This window comes from Streptomyces sp. NPDC028314, from assembly GCF_055565795.1.
Map to the genome: position 1 here is coordinate 673,083 of NZ_JBVHTP010000002.1, position 15,380 is coordinate 688,462.

16 protein-coding genes are annotated in these 15,380 nt (G+C 70.6%); 9 read left to right on the plus strand and 7 right to left on the minus strand.

What is annotated here, in order from left to right:
• The first annotated feature begins 24 nt into the window (after nt 1–24).
• The 5 genes from tilS to ACZ4TG_RS07265 all read left to right on the plus strand — a co-directional run bounded on the left by tilS (nt 25) and on the right by ACZ4TG_RS07265 (nt 5,476).
• The gene (tilS, locus tag ACZ4TG_RS07245) at nt 25–1,116 is read left to right on the plus strand and encodes a tRNA lysidine(34) synthetase TilS (protein WP_468160329.1); all 1,092 of its coding nucleotides are present in this window, start codon (nt 25–27) and stop codon (nt 1,114–1,116) included.
• A 68-nt stretch (nt 1,117–1,184) separates the two neighbouring features.
• Nucleotides 1,185–1,745, plus strand: a complete 561-nt coding sequence (gene hpt / locus ACZ4TG_RS07250) for a hypoxanthine phosphoribosyltransferase (protein WP_468160330.1) — start codon at nt 1,185–1,187, stop codon at nt 1,743–1,745.
• A 227-nt stretch (nt 1,746–1,972) separates the two neighbouring features.
• Nucleotides 1,973–4,006, plus strand: a complete 2,034-nt coding sequence (gene ftsH, locus ACZ4TG_RS07255) for an ATP-dependent zinc metalloprotease FtsH (RefSeq protein ID WP_468160331.1) — start codon at nt 1,973–1,975, stop codon at nt 4,004–4,006.
• Nucleotides 4,007–4,114: 108 nt separating this feature from the next.
• Complete coding sequence (folE, locus tag ACZ4TG_RS07260) at nt 4,115–4,723, plus strand: GTP cyclohydrolase I FolE (protein ID WP_468160332.1); 609 nt, start codon at nt 4,115–4,117, stop codon at nt 4,721–4,723.
• 66 nt (nt 4,724–4,789) lie between these two features.
• The gene (locus tag ACZ4TG_RS07265; protein ID WP_468160333.1) at nt 4,790–5,476 is read left to right on the plus strand and encodes a hypothetical protein; all 687 of its coding nucleotides are present in this window, start codon (nt 4,790–4,792) and stop codon (nt 5,474–5,476) included.
• Nucleotide 5,477: 1 nt separating this feature from the next.
• Here ACZ4TG_RS07265 and ACZ4TG_RS07270 read toward each other — a convergent pair whose 3' ends face one another.
• The 6 genes from ACZ4TG_RS07270 to ACZ4TG_RS07295 all read right to left on the minus strand — a co-directional run bounded on the left by ACZ4TG_RS07270 (nt 5,478) and on the right by ACZ4TG_RS07295 (nt 10,465).
• The gene (locus ACZ4TG_RS07270; RefSeq protein ID WP_468160334.1) at nt 5,478–5,963 is read right to left on the minus strand and encodes a DUF3180 domain-containing protein; all 486 of its coding nucleotides are present in this window, start codon (nt 5,961–5,963) and stop codon (nt 5,478–5,480) included.
• Nucleotides 5,964–6,015: 52 nt separating this feature from the next.
• On the minus strand, nt 6,016–6,624 hold the full coding sequence (gene folK / locus ACZ4TG_RS07275) for a 2-amino-4-hydroxy-6-hydroxymethyldihydropteridine diphosphokinase (protein ID WP_468160335.1): 609 nt from the start codon (nt 6,622–6,624) through the stop codon (nt 6,016–6,018).
• A complete protein-coding gene (gene folB / locus ACZ4TG_RS07280; protein ID WP_053678462.1) occupies nt 6,621–6,980 on the minus strand; it encodes a dihydroneopterin aldolase in 360 nt (119 codons plus the stop codon). The genes folK and folB overlap by 4 nt, the downstream gene beginning before the upstream one ends.
• 131 nt (nt 6,981–7,111) lie before the next feature.
• Nucleotides 7,112–7,555 (minus strand): nuclear transport factor 2 family protein, encoded by a 444-nt coding sequence (locus ACZ4TG_RS07285; protein WP_468160336.1) that lies wholly within the window; start codon nt 7,553–7,555, stop codon nt 7,112–7,114.
• Between the two features lie 28 nt (nt 7,556–7,583).
• Nucleotides 7,584–8,456 (minus strand): dihydropteroate synthase, encoded by an 873-nt coding sequence (gene folP / locus ACZ4TG_RS07290; RefSeq protein WP_468160337.1) that lies wholly within the window; start codon nt 8,454–8,456, stop codon nt 7,584–7,586.
• Between the two features lie 155 nt (nt 8,457–8,611).
• Nucleotides 8,612–10,465 carry a phosphatidylglycerol lysyltransferase domain-containing protein gene (locus ACZ4TG_RS07295; protein ID WP_468160338.1) on the minus strand — a complete coding sequence of 618 codons (1,854 nt, stop codon included), beginning with the start codon at nt 10,463–10,465 and terminating at the stop codon, nt 8,612–8,614.
• Nucleotides 10,466–10,617: 152 nt separating this feature from the next.
• Here ACZ4TG_RS07295 and ACZ4TG_RS07300 point away from each other — a divergent pair, with 152 nt between their 5' ends.
• Nucleotides 10,618–11,727 (plus strand): alpha/beta hydrolase, encoded by a 1,110-nt coding sequence (locus tag ACZ4TG_RS07300; RefSeq protein WP_468160339.1) that lies wholly within the window; start codon nt 10,618–10,620, stop codon nt 11,725–11,727.
• A gap of 12 nt (nt 11,728–11,739) precedes the next feature.
• Here ACZ4TG_RS07300 and ACZ4TG_RS07305 read toward each other — a convergent pair whose 3' ends face one another.
• Nucleotides 11,740–12,711, minus strand: coding sequence for an ABC transporter ATP-binding protein (locus ACZ4TG_RS07305; protein ID WP_468160340.1), 972 nt, complete (start codon nt 12,709–12,711; stop codon nt 11,740–11,742).
• Between the two features lie 164 nt (nt 12,712–12,875).
• Between ACZ4TG_RS07305 and ACZ4TG_RS07310 the strand changes: the two genes are divergently transcribed.
• From ACZ4TG_RS07310 to ACZ4TG_RS07320, 3 genes are all read left to right on the plus strand, one after another.
• Nucleotides 12,876–13,577 carry an ABC transporter permease gene (locus ACZ4TG_RS07310; protein WP_468160341.1) on the plus strand — a complete coding sequence of 234 codons (702 nt, stop codon included), beginning with the start codon at nt 12,876–12,878 and terminating at the stop codon, nt 13,575–13,577.
• 3 nt (nt 13,578–13,580) lie between these two features.
• A complete protein-coding gene (locus ACZ4TG_RS07315) occupies nt 13,581–14,252 on the plus strand; it encodes an ABC transporter permease (protein ID WP_468160342.1) in 672 nt (223 codons plus the stop codon).
• A gap of 64 nt (nt 14,253–14,316) precedes the next feature.
• A complete protein-coding gene (locus ACZ4TG_RS07320; RefSeq protein WP_468160343.1) occupies nt 14,317–15,306 on the plus strand; it encodes an ABC transporter substrate-binding protein in 990 nt (329 codons plus the stop codon).
• The last annotated feature ends 74 nt before the right edge of the window (nt 15,307–15,380 follow it).

Below are 15,380 nucleotides of genomic sequence, written 5' to 3' on the forward strand. Positions count from 1 at the left end.
CGAACTCCACGAAGGGCACCGGACATGGGTCCCCATCCTGCGGTCGCGGCGATACGCCTGGCGGTCCGCCGCGTACTCCACGACGTCCTCACCGACCTCACCGAACCGACCGACGCCGAACTCAAGGCGAACGGCCGCCCCGCCGGCCGCGGCACCGCCCGGGGCCGCATCCCCGCGCCCGCCGCAGGAGGCACCCCGCCGCTCGTCCTCGTCGCCTGCTCCGGCGGCGCCGACTCCATGGCCCTCGCCTCCGCCCTCGCCTTCGAAGCCCCCAAGCTCGGCATCCGGGCCGGCGGCATCACCGTCGACCACGGACTCCAGGCCGGCTCCGACCTGCGCGCCGCCGAGGTCGTCACCCGCATGACCGCGCTCCGCCTCGACCCGGTGGAGTCCGTCGCCGTGCGCGTCGGCCGCGACGGCGGACCCGAGGCCGCCGCCCGCGACGCCCGCTACGGCGCCCTGGACGAGGCCGCCGACCGGCTGGGAGCCGCCGCCGTGCTGCTCGGCCACACCCGGGACGATCAAGCCGAAACCGTCCTGCTGGGCCTCGCCCGCGGCTCCGGCATCCGCTCGCTCTCCGGCATGGCCGAGGTCTCCGGAGGCCCCGGCCGCACCAACCGCTACCGCCGCCCCTTCCTGCAGATCGACCGGCAGACCGCGCGCAAGGCCTGCATGGTCCAGTCCCTCCCCGTCTGGGAGGACCCGCACAACATCGACCCCGCCTACACCCGCTCCCGGCTGCGCCACGAGGGACTGCCCGCCCTGGAGAAGGCGCTCGGCAAGGGGGTCGTGGAGGCGCTCGCCCGCACCGCACAGCTCTCCCGGGACGACGCCGACGCCCTGGACTCCTGGGCCGCCGACGCGGAAGCAGGCGTACGCGACGAGGACGGCCGGCTGGAGTGCGCGAAGCTGTACGCGCTGCCCCCCGCCGTCCGCCGCCGCGTCCTGCGCAGGGCCGTGGTCGCCGCCGGCTCCCCCGCAGGCTCGCTCTTCGCCCGTCACATCGAGGAAGTGGACCGCCTCATCACCGGATGGCGCGGTCAGGGCGCCATCAACCTGCCCGGCCGGGTCGAGGCCCAGCGGCAGGGTGGCAGACTTGTCATCCGGCAGGGCTGATTGGTGCTGAAACGCGGCTGAGTCCTCCGGGGGCACCCCCTCCGGAGTCCCGGCCGACAACGAAAGTGATGCGGGTGGACGAGAAGGACATGGGCGCCGACCTCGAGTCGGTGCTCATCACCAAGGAAGAGATCGACGCGAAGCTGGCCGAGCTGGCCGCGAAGATCGACGCGGAGTACGCGGGCAAGGACCTGCTCATCGTCGGCGTCCTCAAGGGCGCAGTGATGGTGATGGCGGACCTGGCGCGCGCCTTGTCCACCCCGCTCACCATGGACTGGATGGCGGTGTCCTCCTACGGCGCCGGGACCCAGTCCTCGGGCGTGGTCCGGATCCTCAAGGACCTGGACACCGACATCAAGGGCAAGCACGTCCTGATCGTCGAGGACATCATCGACTCGGGCCTGACGCTGTCCTGGCTGCTGTCGAACCTGGGCTCCCGCGAGCCGGCCTCCCTCGAGGTCGTCACGCTGCTGCGCAAGCCCGAAGCCGCGAAGGTCGCGATCGACGTCCGGTGGGTCGGCTTCGACATCCCGAACGAGTTCGTCGTCGGCTACGGCCTCGACTACGCGGAGAAGTACCGCAACCTGCCGTTCGTCGGCACGCTCGCCCCGCACGTGTACGGCGGCTGAACCCGGCCGCTCACCGAAGTGGCCCCCGCCCCGCATCCGGGCGACCGACAGGGAAACCTGGGGAACCTGGGAGCGATTCCCGCCGTTGGAGCAGGGGAAGGCGGGTCTGTCAGCCGTCCCACGAGGCCGCGGGTGACAATACAGGGGTACATTCCGAAGAACAGTCTTTACTCACAGCAGCATTTACCTACGGGCAGGAGGGACGGGGTGCCTAGCGCCCCGTATGGATGGACGTGAAGCGATACTTCCGTGGGCCGGTCATGTGGATCGTGCTGGCCGTCCTCGCCGTGGTCGTGTTGATGAACGTCGTCGGCTCCGGCGGCGGCTACAAGTCGGTGGAGACCAGCGAGGTCATCAAGGCGATCAACAGTGGCCAGGTGGAGAGCGCCAAGCTCACCACCGGTGACAGCCAGATGATCAAGATCGAGCTGAAGAAGGACCAGAAGCTCGGCGACAACGACGGCACCAAGTTCCAGGCCAACTACATCGGGGACCAGGGCGTCCAACTCGCCCAGAACCTCCAGACCAAGTTCGAGGCCGGTCAGATCCCGGACGGTTACACCGTCTCGCCGGACAAGACCAGCCCGTTCCTCAGCGTGCTGCTCTCGCTGCTGCCCTTCGTCCTCATCGTCGTCGTCTTCCTGTTCCTGATGAATCAGATGCAGGGCGGCGGCTCCCGGGTGATGAACTTCGGGAAGTCCAAGGCCAAGCTCATCACCAAGGACACCCCGAAGACGACGTTCGCCGATGTCGCGGGCGCGGACGAGGCCGTCGAGGAGCTCCACGAGATCAAGGAGTTCCTCCAGGAGCCGGCGAAGTTCCAGGCCGTCGGCGCCAAGATCCCCAAGGGCGTGCTGCTCTACGGCCCGCCCGGCACCGGCAAGACCCTGCTCGCGCGTGCCGTGGCGGGCGAGGCCGGTGTTCCCTTCTACTCGATCTCCGGTTCCGACTTCGTCGAGATGTTCGTCGGTGTCGGTGCCTCGCGTGTCCGCGACCTGTTCGAACAGGCCAAGGCCAACGCTCCGGCGATCGTCTTCGTCGACGAGATCGACGCGGTCGGCCGGCACCGCGGTGCGGGCCTCGGCGGCGGTCACGACGAGCGCGAGCAGACCCTCAACCAGCTGCTCGTCGAGATGGACGGCTTCGACGTGAAGGGCGGCGTCATCCTGATCGCCGCCACGAACCGTCCGGACATCCTCGACCCGGCGCTCCTGCGCCCGGGCCGCTTCGACCGGCAGATCGCGGTCGACCGTCCCGACATGCAGGGCCGTCTGGAGATCCTCAAGGTCCACCAGAAGGGCAAGCCGGTCGCCCCGGACGTCGACCTGGGTGCCGTCGCCCGTCGCACGCCCGGCTTCACGGGTGCCGATCTGTCCAACGTCCTGAACGAGGCCGCGCTGCTCACGGCCCGCTCGGACCGGAAGCTGATCGACAACCACGCCCTGGACGAGGCGATCGACCGTGTCGTGGCGGGCCCGCAGAAGCGGACCCGGATCATGTCGGACCGGGAAAAGAAGATCACCGCGTACCACGAGGGCGGACACGCCCTGGTCGCGGCGGCCTCCCCGAACTCCGACCCGGTCCACAAGATCACGATCCTGTCCCGCGGCCGGGCCCTGGGTTACACCATGGTCCTGCCCGACGAGGACAAGTACTCGACCACGCGCAACGAGATGCTCGACCAGCTGGCGTACATGCTGGGCGGGCGCGCGGCCGAGGAGCTGGTCTTCCACGACCCGACCACGGGCGCGGCGAACGACATCGAGAAGGCCACCGCCACGGCCCGCGCGATGGTCACGCAGTACGGCATGACCGAGCGTCTGGGCGCGATCAAGTTCGGCGGCGACAACACCGAGCCGTTCCTGGGCCGCGAGATGTCGCACCCGCGGGACTACTCGGAAGAGGTCGCGGCACTGGTCGACGAAGAGGTCAAGAAGCTCATCGAGACCGCGCACAACGAGGCCTGGGAGATCCTGGTCGAGAACCGCGACGTCCTCGACAACCTCGTCCTCGCGCTGCTGGAGAAGGAAACGCTGAACAAGGAGCAGATCGCCGAGATCTTCTCCACCATCGTGAAGCGCCCGGCCCGCCCCGCGTGGACCGGCTCCTCCCGCCGCACCCCCTCCACCCGTCCGCCGGTGCTCTCTCCCAAGGAGCTCCAGCTGACGAACTCCGCGAACGGCACTTCGGCGGCGAGCTCGCCGGCCGTGTCGGTCGAGAAGGACCCGGAGCACTCCCCGGAGGAGCGCCCGGAGGCCTGATCAGAGGCCCCACCAGTCCCGGAATGGATGCCGCGCCCCCCAGGTTCTAGCCTGGGGGGCGCGGCACTTTCACATGCCCGCGAGTGCGCAGACAGGAACGAGGAAGAGATGACCGACCCAGTGACCCTGACCGGTGGCGAGGGCACGATCGGCGAGTTCGACGAGAAGCGCGCCGAGGCGGCCGTCCGGGAGCTCCTGATCGCGGTCGGCGAGGACCCGGACCGCGAGGGCCTCCTGGAGACCCCGGCGCGGGTGGCGCGGGCGTACCGGGAGATCCTGGCCGGCCTGCGCCAGAAGCCCGAGGACGTCCTGACGACGACCTTCGACCTGGGACACGACGAGCTGGTCCTGGTGAAGGACATCGAAATCGTCTCTCTGTGCGAGCATCACCTGCTTCCGTTCCACGGTGTCGCCCACGTCGGCTACATCCCCGCGGACAGCGGCAAGATCACCGGTCTGTCGAAGCTGGCGCGTCTCGTCGACGTCTACGCTCGCCGCCCCCAGGTGCAGGAACGTCTCACTACGCAGATAGCCGACTCCCTCATGGAGATCCTCGAAGCCCGCGGGGCGATCGTCGTGATCGAGGCCGAACACATGTGCATGTCGGTCCGCGGCATCCGCAAGCCGGGAGCCAAGACCATCACCTCGGCGGTCCGCGGCCAGCTCCGCGCCCCGGCGACCCGCAGCGAAGCGATGAGCCTGATCATCGCTCGCTAGTCTGTTCCCCTGATGATCAGCATGGGCCGCCCGCAGAGGGCGGCCCTGTCCTGGGGGAGTCGGCCGATGGCCCGCGCGCGTAAGAATCCGGTCCGGTGGACGAGGGGCACCCTGGCGGTGGCCTGCGGCGCTGCCCTGGTCGCCTGTGGAGGCCCGGCGGAAGGGGGCGGGTCCGCCCCGGCCGAGGGGGCTCCTGCCCCGCACGCGGCCTCGGCGTCCCCGTCTGCGGCCTCCTCGGCGGCTGCCGGCTTCGAGGCCCGGGGGCCGGTGCTCTCGGTACGGCAGGGGAACTACCCGCATACCGTGCAGATCGCCGATGCGTGGCTCAGCCCCGACGCGCCGCAGGATCCGGCGCCGAAGGGCCTGACCCACGTACAGCTGCTGCTGAAGGTCGCCGGGGAGCCGGGCAGGCCGTTGAAGGCGCCCCACCCGAAGGCCTACTGGGTCGTGCGGTATCCGGGCTGCGAGGCGGCGCAGGCCAAGGACAGCCGGGTCGGATGCGGCGGGATGGACGACGGGACCAACTACTTCACCGCCGAGGAGATGCGCGCGGACGACTTCGGCACGGGGACGTACAAGCAGTTCGGGGACCTGAAGGCGGACACCCCCTACTGGACGCGCGCCTGGCAGAGCGTGCCGGAGGGCGCGGACCTGTCCCAGGCCCGGCTGTGCGAGACGAGGACCGGGGCGGCGTCCGACACGAACTGCGTCCCGCTCGGAGAGATCCGTACGAAGGCCCCCGCGGCCGGCTGAGTCAGGCGCGGGCCGGGGCCTCGGGGGTGTCGTCGTCCTCGGGGAGTTTCAGGACGTGTTCCAGGAAGAGGGCCGCGGCGATGACGGCCGCGCCCGCCAGGACCGAGCCGCCCGCGTACCAGGCCTGGTCGCGGCGGGCGGGCACCTCCATGGCGTCCGTCAGCAGGAAGACGCCGACGCCGCCGTACATGCCCGCCACCAGCGCCGCCACCAGGGCGCTGGCCTGCCCGAAGACCACCGCGCGGGCCGCCATCAGCGGCTCCACGCCCTTGGCCCCCGGGCGGCGCTCACGCTGGGCCTTGAGCCGGCCGCGCATCGACAGGGCCGTCGCGAAGAGGACCACCGCGATGACCGCGAGGACGATCGGGGCCGCCAGCGGGACGCCCGGCAGCGTGCCGTACGCGTTCCACAGCCGGGCTCCCGCCCAGGACAGCACGCCGGCGACCGCGAAGATGCCCGCCAGGACCGCCGGCCTCAGTTGCTTCACGTACCCGTTCCCCGCTTTCTGAGCGATTCGTCAGCAGTGAACAGGCTAACGACTACTCAGGGAGGTGGAGTTCCAGGTCCGGGCGCGGCGTGACCCCGGTCAGGCCGATTCCGGCCAACAGCGCGGAGACCGCGCCGTGGCCCGGGAGCTGGGCCTCGGGGTCGATGTCGTGCCAGGGGGCCAGTACGAAGGCCCGCTGGTGGGCCCGCGGGTGCGGGAGGGTGAGGACGGGGTCGTCGGAGACCACGTCGGCGTACGCGACGATGTCGACGTCGATGGTGCGGGGACCCCAGCGCTCCTCGCGGACGCGGTCGAAGGCCTCCTCGATGGCGTGCCCGCGCTCCAGGAGCGAGGACGGCGGGAGGGTGGTCTTCACCGCGAGGACCGCGTTGAGGTACGAGGGCTGCGAGCCGGTCTCGACGCCCCACGGCTCGGTCTCGTAGACGGGGGAGACGGCCTTGACCCGCAGGCCGGGGGTGTCCCCGAGGGCGTCGATGGCGCCCTGGAGGGTCTCCAGCCGGTTGCCGAGGTTCGCGCCCAGCGCGACGACGGCCCATTTCGGGTTGGACAGGGTGACGTCCGCCGCGTCGACCGTCTCGACGACGGAAGCGGGCACCGGCTGGACGGTGGGGTCGCTCTGGGCGTTCAGTCCGTTGTTCATGCGCGGCTCCGGGTGATCGTGATGGTCACGTCGTCGAAGGGGACGGTGATGGGCGCGTCCGGCTTGTGGACGATGACCTCCACCTGTGCCACCGCTTCGTGCTTGAGGCACTGCTGGGCGATCCGCTCGGCGAGGGTCTCGATCAGGTCCACGGGCTCTCCCTGGACCACGTCGACGACTTCCTCCGCGACTACCCCGTAGTGCACGGTCTTAGCCAGGTCGTCACCGGCCGCCGCGGGTCGGGTGTCGAGGTGCAGCACCAGGTCGACGATGAAGGTCTGGCCTTCTTCGCGTTCCCGGGGGAAGACGCCGTGGTGCCCGCGAGCCTTGAGGCCGCGCAGCGCGACACGATCCACGCGAATCACTCCTGCTTTCGTAGGTGCTTCCGGTCCCGGGGCTCCCCGGGGCCATGGGCCTACGCCGAGTGCGGTCGGCGTCGTCCACCTTCGAATTTACCTGCGATAAACCTTCGTCCCCGCCCTTGGGGTCAGGCAGAGTCCTCTTCGTCCTCATCTTCGGAGTCCGTAAGGACCGGTGAACCGTGGTGGGACCAGAGCCGCCAGCCCTCGGATGTGCGACGGAACACATTCGTGGCGACGACCAGCTGCCCGACCAGCGGGCCCAGCTCGCCGCCGTCCTCGGCAGGCCCGCCGCTGAGGATGTTCTCGGTACAGGTCACCAGCGCGGTGTCGCCTATGACGGCCACCTTGGTGTCGGTGAGGAAGAACTGGATGTACTCGGTGTGGGACATGATCAGGGCGTACGAGCGGAGCACTTCGCCGCGCCCCGACAGCACCGGCCAGCCGGGGTGCACGCAGGAGATCTCGTCCTCGAGCCAGAGCGCCGACAGTGAGTCGAAGTCCCCCTGCTCCATGGCCTCGTAGAAGGCCGTGTTGACCTCTTCGACGGCTTCGATGTCGGTACGGCTCACCGTGCCCCTTCCTTGTCGGTACGACGGATCACAGTGCCCCTTCCACCGCACGGGCCACCCGAACCGCGTCCGCGGTCGCCCGTACCTCGTGCACGCGTACGGCCCAGGCGCCCTGGTGGGCGGCGATGGCGGAGACGGCGGCCGTGGCGGCGTCCCGCTCGCGGGCGGGCGGCGGGGCCGCGCCGTCGGCGCCGGCCAGGACCCGGCCGAGGAAACGCTTCCGCGAGGCGGCGACCAGCAGCGGGAAGCCGAGAGCCCGCAGCTCGCGCAGGTGGGCCACCAGGGCCAGGTCGTGTTCGGCGTTCTTCGCGAAGCCGAGGCCCGGGTCGACGACGAGCCGCTCGGGGGCGATCCCGCCGGCCACGACCGCGTCGATCCGCTCGCGCAGCTCGGCGGTGACCTCGGCGACCACGTCCCCGTACACGGCCAGGCCGTTCATGCCGGCGCTGAAACCGCGCCAGTGCATGACCACGAACGGCACCTCGGCGGCCGCGACGGCCGGGATCATGCCGGGGTCGGCGAGCCCGCCGCTGACGTCGTTGACCAGCACCGCCCCGGCCTCGACGGCCCGGGCGGCGACCTGGGCCCGCATGGTGTCGACGGAGACGGCCACGCCCTCGGAGGCCAGTCCGCGCACCACGGGCACGACCCGGCGCAGCTCCTCCTCGGCGTCGACGCGCGAGGCGCCGGGCCGGGTGGACTCGCCGCCGACGTCGACGAGGTCGGCGCCCTGTGCGACGAGGTCGAGGCCGCGCTTGACGGCCGCGGTGGTGTCGAACCAGCGGCCCCCGTCGGAGAAGGAGTCGGGGGTGACGTTGACGACGCCCATGACCCCGCAGCGGTCCCACTCCGGCAGGCCTGTCACCCGGCCCCTGGCGGTGGCCCCGTGGTTCGTGTTCATACGTTCCAGGGTAGGGCCCGTGCCCTGGCCGGGAGGGCCGGGCCGGGATGCGGGACGGCCCCCGCCCGTTCGGGGGCGGGGGCCGTTCTGGGTCACGGCCCGGGTCCTGGCCCGGGTCCGGGTGCGCACGCGCCGCGCGCCGGGCCGGGGCGCGGTCAGGCCGCCTGGCACTCGCGTTCCGCCTGGGCCGGCACCTTCGCCACGACGTGGTTGTGGGCGCAGGTGCGGACCGGCTTGGGGCGGCGCCGGCTGGCGAACAGCCGGGGGAGGGCCAGCGTCACGAAGCCCTCGGCCTGCATCGCCGCGAAGCCGATGCGGGGCAGGTCGCGGGTCTGCCGGAAGACCACGAAGCGGGGCTCCCAGCGCGGGCGGAACTTCGCGTTGAACTTGTACAGCGACTCGATCTGGAACCAGCGCGACAGGAACACCAGCAGGCCGCGCCACATCCGCAGCACCGGTCCGGCGCCGATCTTCTCGCCGCGGGCCAGCGCCGAGCGGAACATCGCGAAGTTCAGCGAGACCTTCTCGATCTTCAGCGCGGGAGCGGCCTCCAGCGAGGCCACGATCAGCAGCTCGTTCATGCCGGGGTCGGCGGCGCGGTCGCGGCGCATCAGCTCCAGCGACATGCCGTCGCTGCCCCACGGGACGAAGTGCAGTACGGCCTTCAGGTCCCCGAACGGGCTGGTGTCGCCCTCCTCCACGCGGTGGGCGGTGGCGATGAAGCAGTCCCCGTCGCCCGGGTCGCCGACGCGGCCCAGGGCCATGGAGAAGCCGCGCTCGGTGTCGGTGCCGCGCCACGCGTCCGCGGCGCCGCGGACCTGCTCCAGCTCCAGCTCGGTGAGCTCGCTCACCCGGCGGACCTTGGTGGTGTAGCCGTTGCGCTCGATGCGCTTCACCATCTGGCGGACGTTGCGCATGGCGCGGCCCGACAGTGAGAAGTCTTTGACATCGACAATCGCCTCGTCACCCAGCTCCAGGGCGTCCAGACCGGTCTCGCGGGTCCAGACCTCGCCGCCGGTCTCGCTGCAGCCCATGACGGCCGGGGTCCAGGAGTGGGCCTTGGCCTCCTCCATGAACCGCTCGATGGCGCCGGGCCAGGCCTCGACGTCGCCGACCGGGTCGCCGGAGGCGAGCATCACGCCGGAGACGACGCGGTAGGTGACGGCGGCCTTGCCGCTGGGGGAGAAGACCACGGCCTTGTCGCGGCGGAGCGCGAAGTGGCCGAGCGAGTCGCGGCCGCCGTGCTTGGCCAGCAGCTCGCGCAGCTTGGCCTCGTCGTCGGCGGTGAGCTGCGCGGCCGGGTGCTCCGGGCGGAAGGCCAGGTAGATGGTGGTGACCGCGGTCAGCATGCCGAGGGCGCCGAGGGAGTACCCGACGGTCCAGGACACCCGGCCGAGGTAGTCCACCGGGCCCTCGAAGCCGAAGAGGCCGTAGACGACGTGGGTGATCTGCTCGTACAGGCTCGGATCGCCGACGACCTTGTTCGGGTGCACGTTGACGATGACCAGACCGAGCCCGATGGAGCCGGCGCTCATCAGGACGAAGTTGGCCAGGGCCTTCCAGCGGCTGCGCGGGTCCGGCAGCGCCTTGAACTCGCTCTGGTGGCGGAGCAGCAGCGCGAGGAGCACCGCCGCGATGATCACGCCGATGACGGAGTGCCGGTACGTGAACTGCGCCACCGCGCCCGCGGGCAGCAGGACGACGGCGGCCCGCCAGGCGCGCCGCTTGTGCCGCTTGAGGCCGTGGGCCAGCAGCAGGATCAGTACGCCCGCGCTGATGGAGAGGGCCGCGGCGAACGGGCCCAGGGAGCCGGGCAGCACCTCGGTGACCGTGTGGAACCGGCTGTGCCGAAATCGCGGGAAGACGCCCGCCGCGACGTCCAGCAGGCCGACGACCATGACGGCCGTGCCCACCAGGCCGGGCACGGTCTCCGGTCGTGGGCCTCGGAGGATTCGGCTGACCCGCTTCGGAACCTGTCCGGACTTATCGCCATCTATCCTGCTAGACATCGCTTCCCGTTGCTCCGCGAGAGATCATGTGGCCGAAGGCCGCGACAGCCTCCGGTGTGTGGTGCGTCCATTAGGACGACATCGAGGACGAGCGGGTTCACTCTTCCGTCGGAAAAAACTAGTCCTGCCATCAGAAAGTCGACTGACTGCTCATGGGTCTCACCAGTAATACGGTTCTGGTCCTGGCCATCATCGCCGGTGTGCTGCTGTTCGCGGCCACGGTCTGGTTCTGGCCGCGGCTCTCGGGCCGCACCTGGCGCGCGTACGTGGGCCGGATCGGGCTCCTGCTCGCGACGCAGCTGGCGCTGTTCGCGGCAGTGGGTCTCGGGGCGAACAAGTCGTTCCTCTTCTACGGTTCCTGGGCCGACCTCTTCGGCCAGGAGACGTCGATGGGCAAGGTCGTCGACCACTCCATGAGCAGCCAGGACATCAAGGTCGTCGACAAGCAGAAGCTGGACGTCCCCGGGGGCGCCAAGCCCCAGGTCGGCGGCCAGATCCTGAAGGTTGCCATAACCGGGCAGAAGTCGAAGATAACGAGCCCCGGGTACGTGTGGCTGCCGCCGGAGTACTTCCAGCCGCAGCACAAGAACGACAACTTCCCGGCGTCCATCGTCCTGACCGGCTACCCGGGCACCGCCGAGAACCTGATCAAGGGGCTCGACTACCCGATGAAGGCCTTCAGCCTGTCCAAGTCGGGCAAGATGAAGCCGATGATCCTGGTCATGCTCCGGCCGACCGTCGCGCCCCCGCGCGACACCGAGTGCGTCGACATACCCGGCGGACCGCAGACCGAGACCTTCTTCGGCCAGGACCTGCCGCAGGCCATCCAGAGCACCTTCCGGGTCGGCAAGAAGCCCCAGAACATGGGCTTCATCGGGAACTCCACGGGCGGCTACTGCGCCCTGAAGATCGCCGCGCACTACCCGCAGACCTTCGGCGCGGCCGCGGGCCTGTCCGCGTACTACGAGGCCCCGGACGACCCGACGACCGGTGACCTCTTCCACGGCGACGACAAGCTGAAGAAGCGCGCGGACGTGCTCCACAGCATGAAGGGCAAGAAGCCGGCCGGTACGTCGTTCCTGGTGACCAGCAGCGAGAAGGGCGAGCCGAACCTCGGTGACACCCGGGAGTTCATCAAGCTGGTCAAGGGCCCGGACCGGGTCTCCTCGATCATCCTCGACAGCGGCGGCCACAACTTCAACACCTGGCGGCGCGAGATCCCGCCGATGCTGACGTGGATGAGCAGCCGCATCCAGGCCTGAGCCGCGGTCGGGTCAGGCCTCCTGGAGCCGGGCCCGGCGCAGGGCCCGGTGTACGCCCTCCGGGGTGAGTACGCCGACCAGCGCGCCGGTGTCCGGGTCCGTGACCCCGATCCGGCCCGAATCCTCCTGCAGCAGCGCCGCGAGCGCCTCGCGCAGACTCGCCCCCAGTGCCACCGAGGCGCTGGGGGCCTTTTCGCGCGCGGGGTCCGCCGAGGTCAGGTCCGCCGCCCCGACGGGGGTGACCGCCAGGCGCTTGAGGCCCCGGTCGGCGCCGACGAAGGAGGCGACGTAGTCGGTGGCCGGAGCCGCCAGCACGGTGGCCGGCTTCGCGAACTGCTCGATGGTGCCCGCCCCGTAGACCGCTATCCGGTCACCGAGCCGGATGGCCTCCTCCAGGTCGTGCGTGACCAGCAGGATCGTCTTGCGGACCGTCTTCTGCAGGGTCAGGAACTCGTTCTGGAGCCGCTCGCGCACCACCGGGTCCACCGCGCCGAACGGCTCGTCCATCAGCAGCACCGGAGGATCGGCCGCCAGCGCACGGGCCACGCCGACCCGCTGGCGCTGCCCGCCGGAGAGCTGCTCCGGGTACCGGCCCCCGTAGACCGCCGGGTCCAGTCCGACGAGCTCCAGCAGTTCGGACGCGCGGGCGCGGGCCTTGGCGCGGGGGGTGCCGAGGAGCTGCGGCACGGTCGCCGTGTTCTCCAGCACCGTCTTGTGCGGGAACAGCCCGACCTGCTGGATGACGTACCCGATCCGGCGGCGCAGCTCGACGGGATCGGCGGCGGCGATGTCCTCGCCGCCCAGCAGGATCCGGCCGGACGTCGGCTCGATCAGCCGGTTGACCATCTTCATCGTCGTCGTCTTGCCGCAGCCGGACGGCCCCACCAGCGTGACCAGCTCGCCCTCCGCGACCTCGAAGGACAGGTCCCGGACGGCGGTCGTCCCGTCGGGGTAGCGCTTGGTCACTTGCTCGAATCGGATCACATCGCCATCCTTCCTCACTCCCGGGCGCCATTTGTGAAGGGCGTGTTGCCCGACTGCGAAGGATTCCGGCCATTGTCGGTCGTGCGGGTTATGGTCGGTCCGACCGGCTCTGGCCGGACGTGTGTTCGTAGGCGGGTCGGCGGAGCGGGACGGGGGTGGGGGACATGGCCGGGCAGAGCTGCCTGGTGGCGAACGACTGGATCTGCTGGGAGTACGTCAGTTCCCGCTCCCAGGAGCTCACCGACGCCACCGTCGAGCACATCTGGATCACCGGCCTGTCCGTGGTCATCGGCCTCGTCGTGTCCGTGCCGCTCGCCCTGCTGGCCCGCCGCGGCCGGCGCTGGGCGGCCCCCGTGCTCGGCTTGACCACCCTGCTGTACACGGTCCCCTCGCTGGCCATGTTCTCCCTGCTGCTGCCGGTCTTCGGGCTCTCGGCGTCGCTGGTGGTGACCGGCCTGGTGCTGTACTCGCTGACCATCCTCGTGCGCAACGTGCTGGCCGGGCTGGAAGCCGTCCCCGAGGAGGTACGCGAAGCCGCGCGCGGGATGGGGTACGGCCCGGGCCGGCTGCTGTGGCAGGTCGAACTGCCGCTGGCGCTCCCCGCGCTGCTCGCCGGTGTCCGGATCGCCACCGTTTCCACCGTCGCACTGACGACCGTGGGGTCGATCGTCGGCAAGGGCGGTCTGGGCAACCTCATCGCCCCCGCCGTGAACAGCTCCTTCAAGGCCCAGGTGCTCACCGCCTCGGTGCTGTGCGTGCTGCTCGCCCTGGTGGCCGACCTGCTGCTGCTCGGCCTGCAGCGGCTGCTCACCCCGTGGACGCGCGTCTCGCGGCGCGCCCATGCCCGCAGCATCAAGGAGGCCTGAGCCGTGGGCGTACTGGGCGGGGCCTGGGACTGGCTGGCGGACGGCGCCAACTGGTCCGGCGAGAACGGCGTCTGGCACCGGCTCGGCGAGCACGTCTACGTCAGCGGGATCGCCCTGGCCATCGCCTGCGCGGTGGCCCTGCCGGTCGGGCTGTGGCTCGGCCACCTCGGCAAGGGCGGGGCCCTCGCGGTGAACGTCTCCAACGTCGGCCGGGCCGTGCCCGTCTTCGCCGTGCTGGCCCTGTTCATGGTCTCGCCGCTGCGCAGCGCCGGGTACCTGCCGACCATCGTCGCGCTGGTGCTGTTCGCGATACCGCCGCTGCTGACCAACGCGTACGTGGGCATGCGCGAGGTGGACCGCTCGGTGGTCGAGGCCGCCCGCGGCATGGGCATGTCCGGCGTCCAGCTGTTCCTGCGCGTCGAACTGCCGCTCGCGCGCGGACTGGTGATGACGGGCCTGCGCTCGGGCGCCGTCCAGGTCATCGCCACCGCCACGATCGCGGCCATGGTCGGCCAGGGCGGCCTGGGCCGCATCATCACCGCCGGCTTCAACACGTACAACACCGCCCAGGTGGTCGCGGGCGCCCTGCTGGTGGCGCTGCTGGCCCTGCTGGTGGAGGGCGTCCTGGTGGCGGCCGACCGGCTCCTGCTGCGCCGCCCGGCGGCGGTCCGCTGACGCCTTCCCGCGGTCCCCGTCCGCCTCTTCTTCCCCGCTGTACCGACTCCTTGGAGGAGCAACCATGAGCAAGTCCACGCGTGTCCTCGGCGCGGCACTGGGTGCGGTGGCCCTGACGGCCTCGCTCACCGCGTGCGGCGGCGACAGTCTGGAGAAGGCCAAGGACGGCGGCTCGTCCGACGCGGCCTCGGCCTCGGACGGGGGCGCCAAGGGCAAGCTGGTGATCGGCGCGGCCGGCTTCACCGAGTCCAACGTGCTGGCGGAGCTGTACGCGCAGGTCCTCAAGGACGCCGGCTACTCCACCTCGATCACCACGGTCAACAACCGTGAGCTGTACGAGCCCTCGCTGGAGAAGGGCGAGATCGACGTCGTCCCGGAGTACGCGGCCACGCTCGCGGAGTTCCTCAACGCCAAGGTCAACGGCAAGGACGCGCCGAAGGACAAGCCGGTCGCCTCCAGCGACGCGGCGGCGACGGTGGCGGCGCTGGAGAAGCTCGCGGCCCCGCTCGGGCTCAAGGCCCTCGCGGCGGGCTCGGCCGTCGACCAGAACGCATTCGCGGTGACCAAGGAATTCGCCACGAAGAACAACCTGAAGTCCCTTTCGGACCTCGGCCGGTCCGGACTGAAGGTGAAGATCGCGGCGGGTGACGAATGCGCCGTCCGGCCCTTCTGCTCCCCCGGGCTGGAGAAGACGTACGGAATTGCCGTCGCCGGCATCGACCCGAAGGGCGTCGGCACCCCGCAGGCCAAGCAGGCCGTCAAGGACGGCGTGGACCAGCTGGTGCTCACCACGACCACCGACGCCACGCTCGACACCTACGGCCTGGTGCTGCTGGAGGACGACAAAAAGCTCCAGAACGCCGACAACGTCCTGCCGGTCGTCAACGCCAAGGACGCGGGCGGCCCCGAGGTCGCCGCCGCGCTCGACAAGCTCACCAAGGCCCTGACGACCGCCGACCTCGTGGACCTCAACCGCAAGGTCGACGCGGAGCGCGCGAAGCCCGCCGATGTGGCCAAGGCCTACCTGGAATCCAAGGGTCTGCTGAAGAAGTAGCTCCCCAACAAGATCAGTTACGCGATTGATGGAGAAATGACGGGTAACTGCCCGGCAAGAGATTGCCGGGCGGC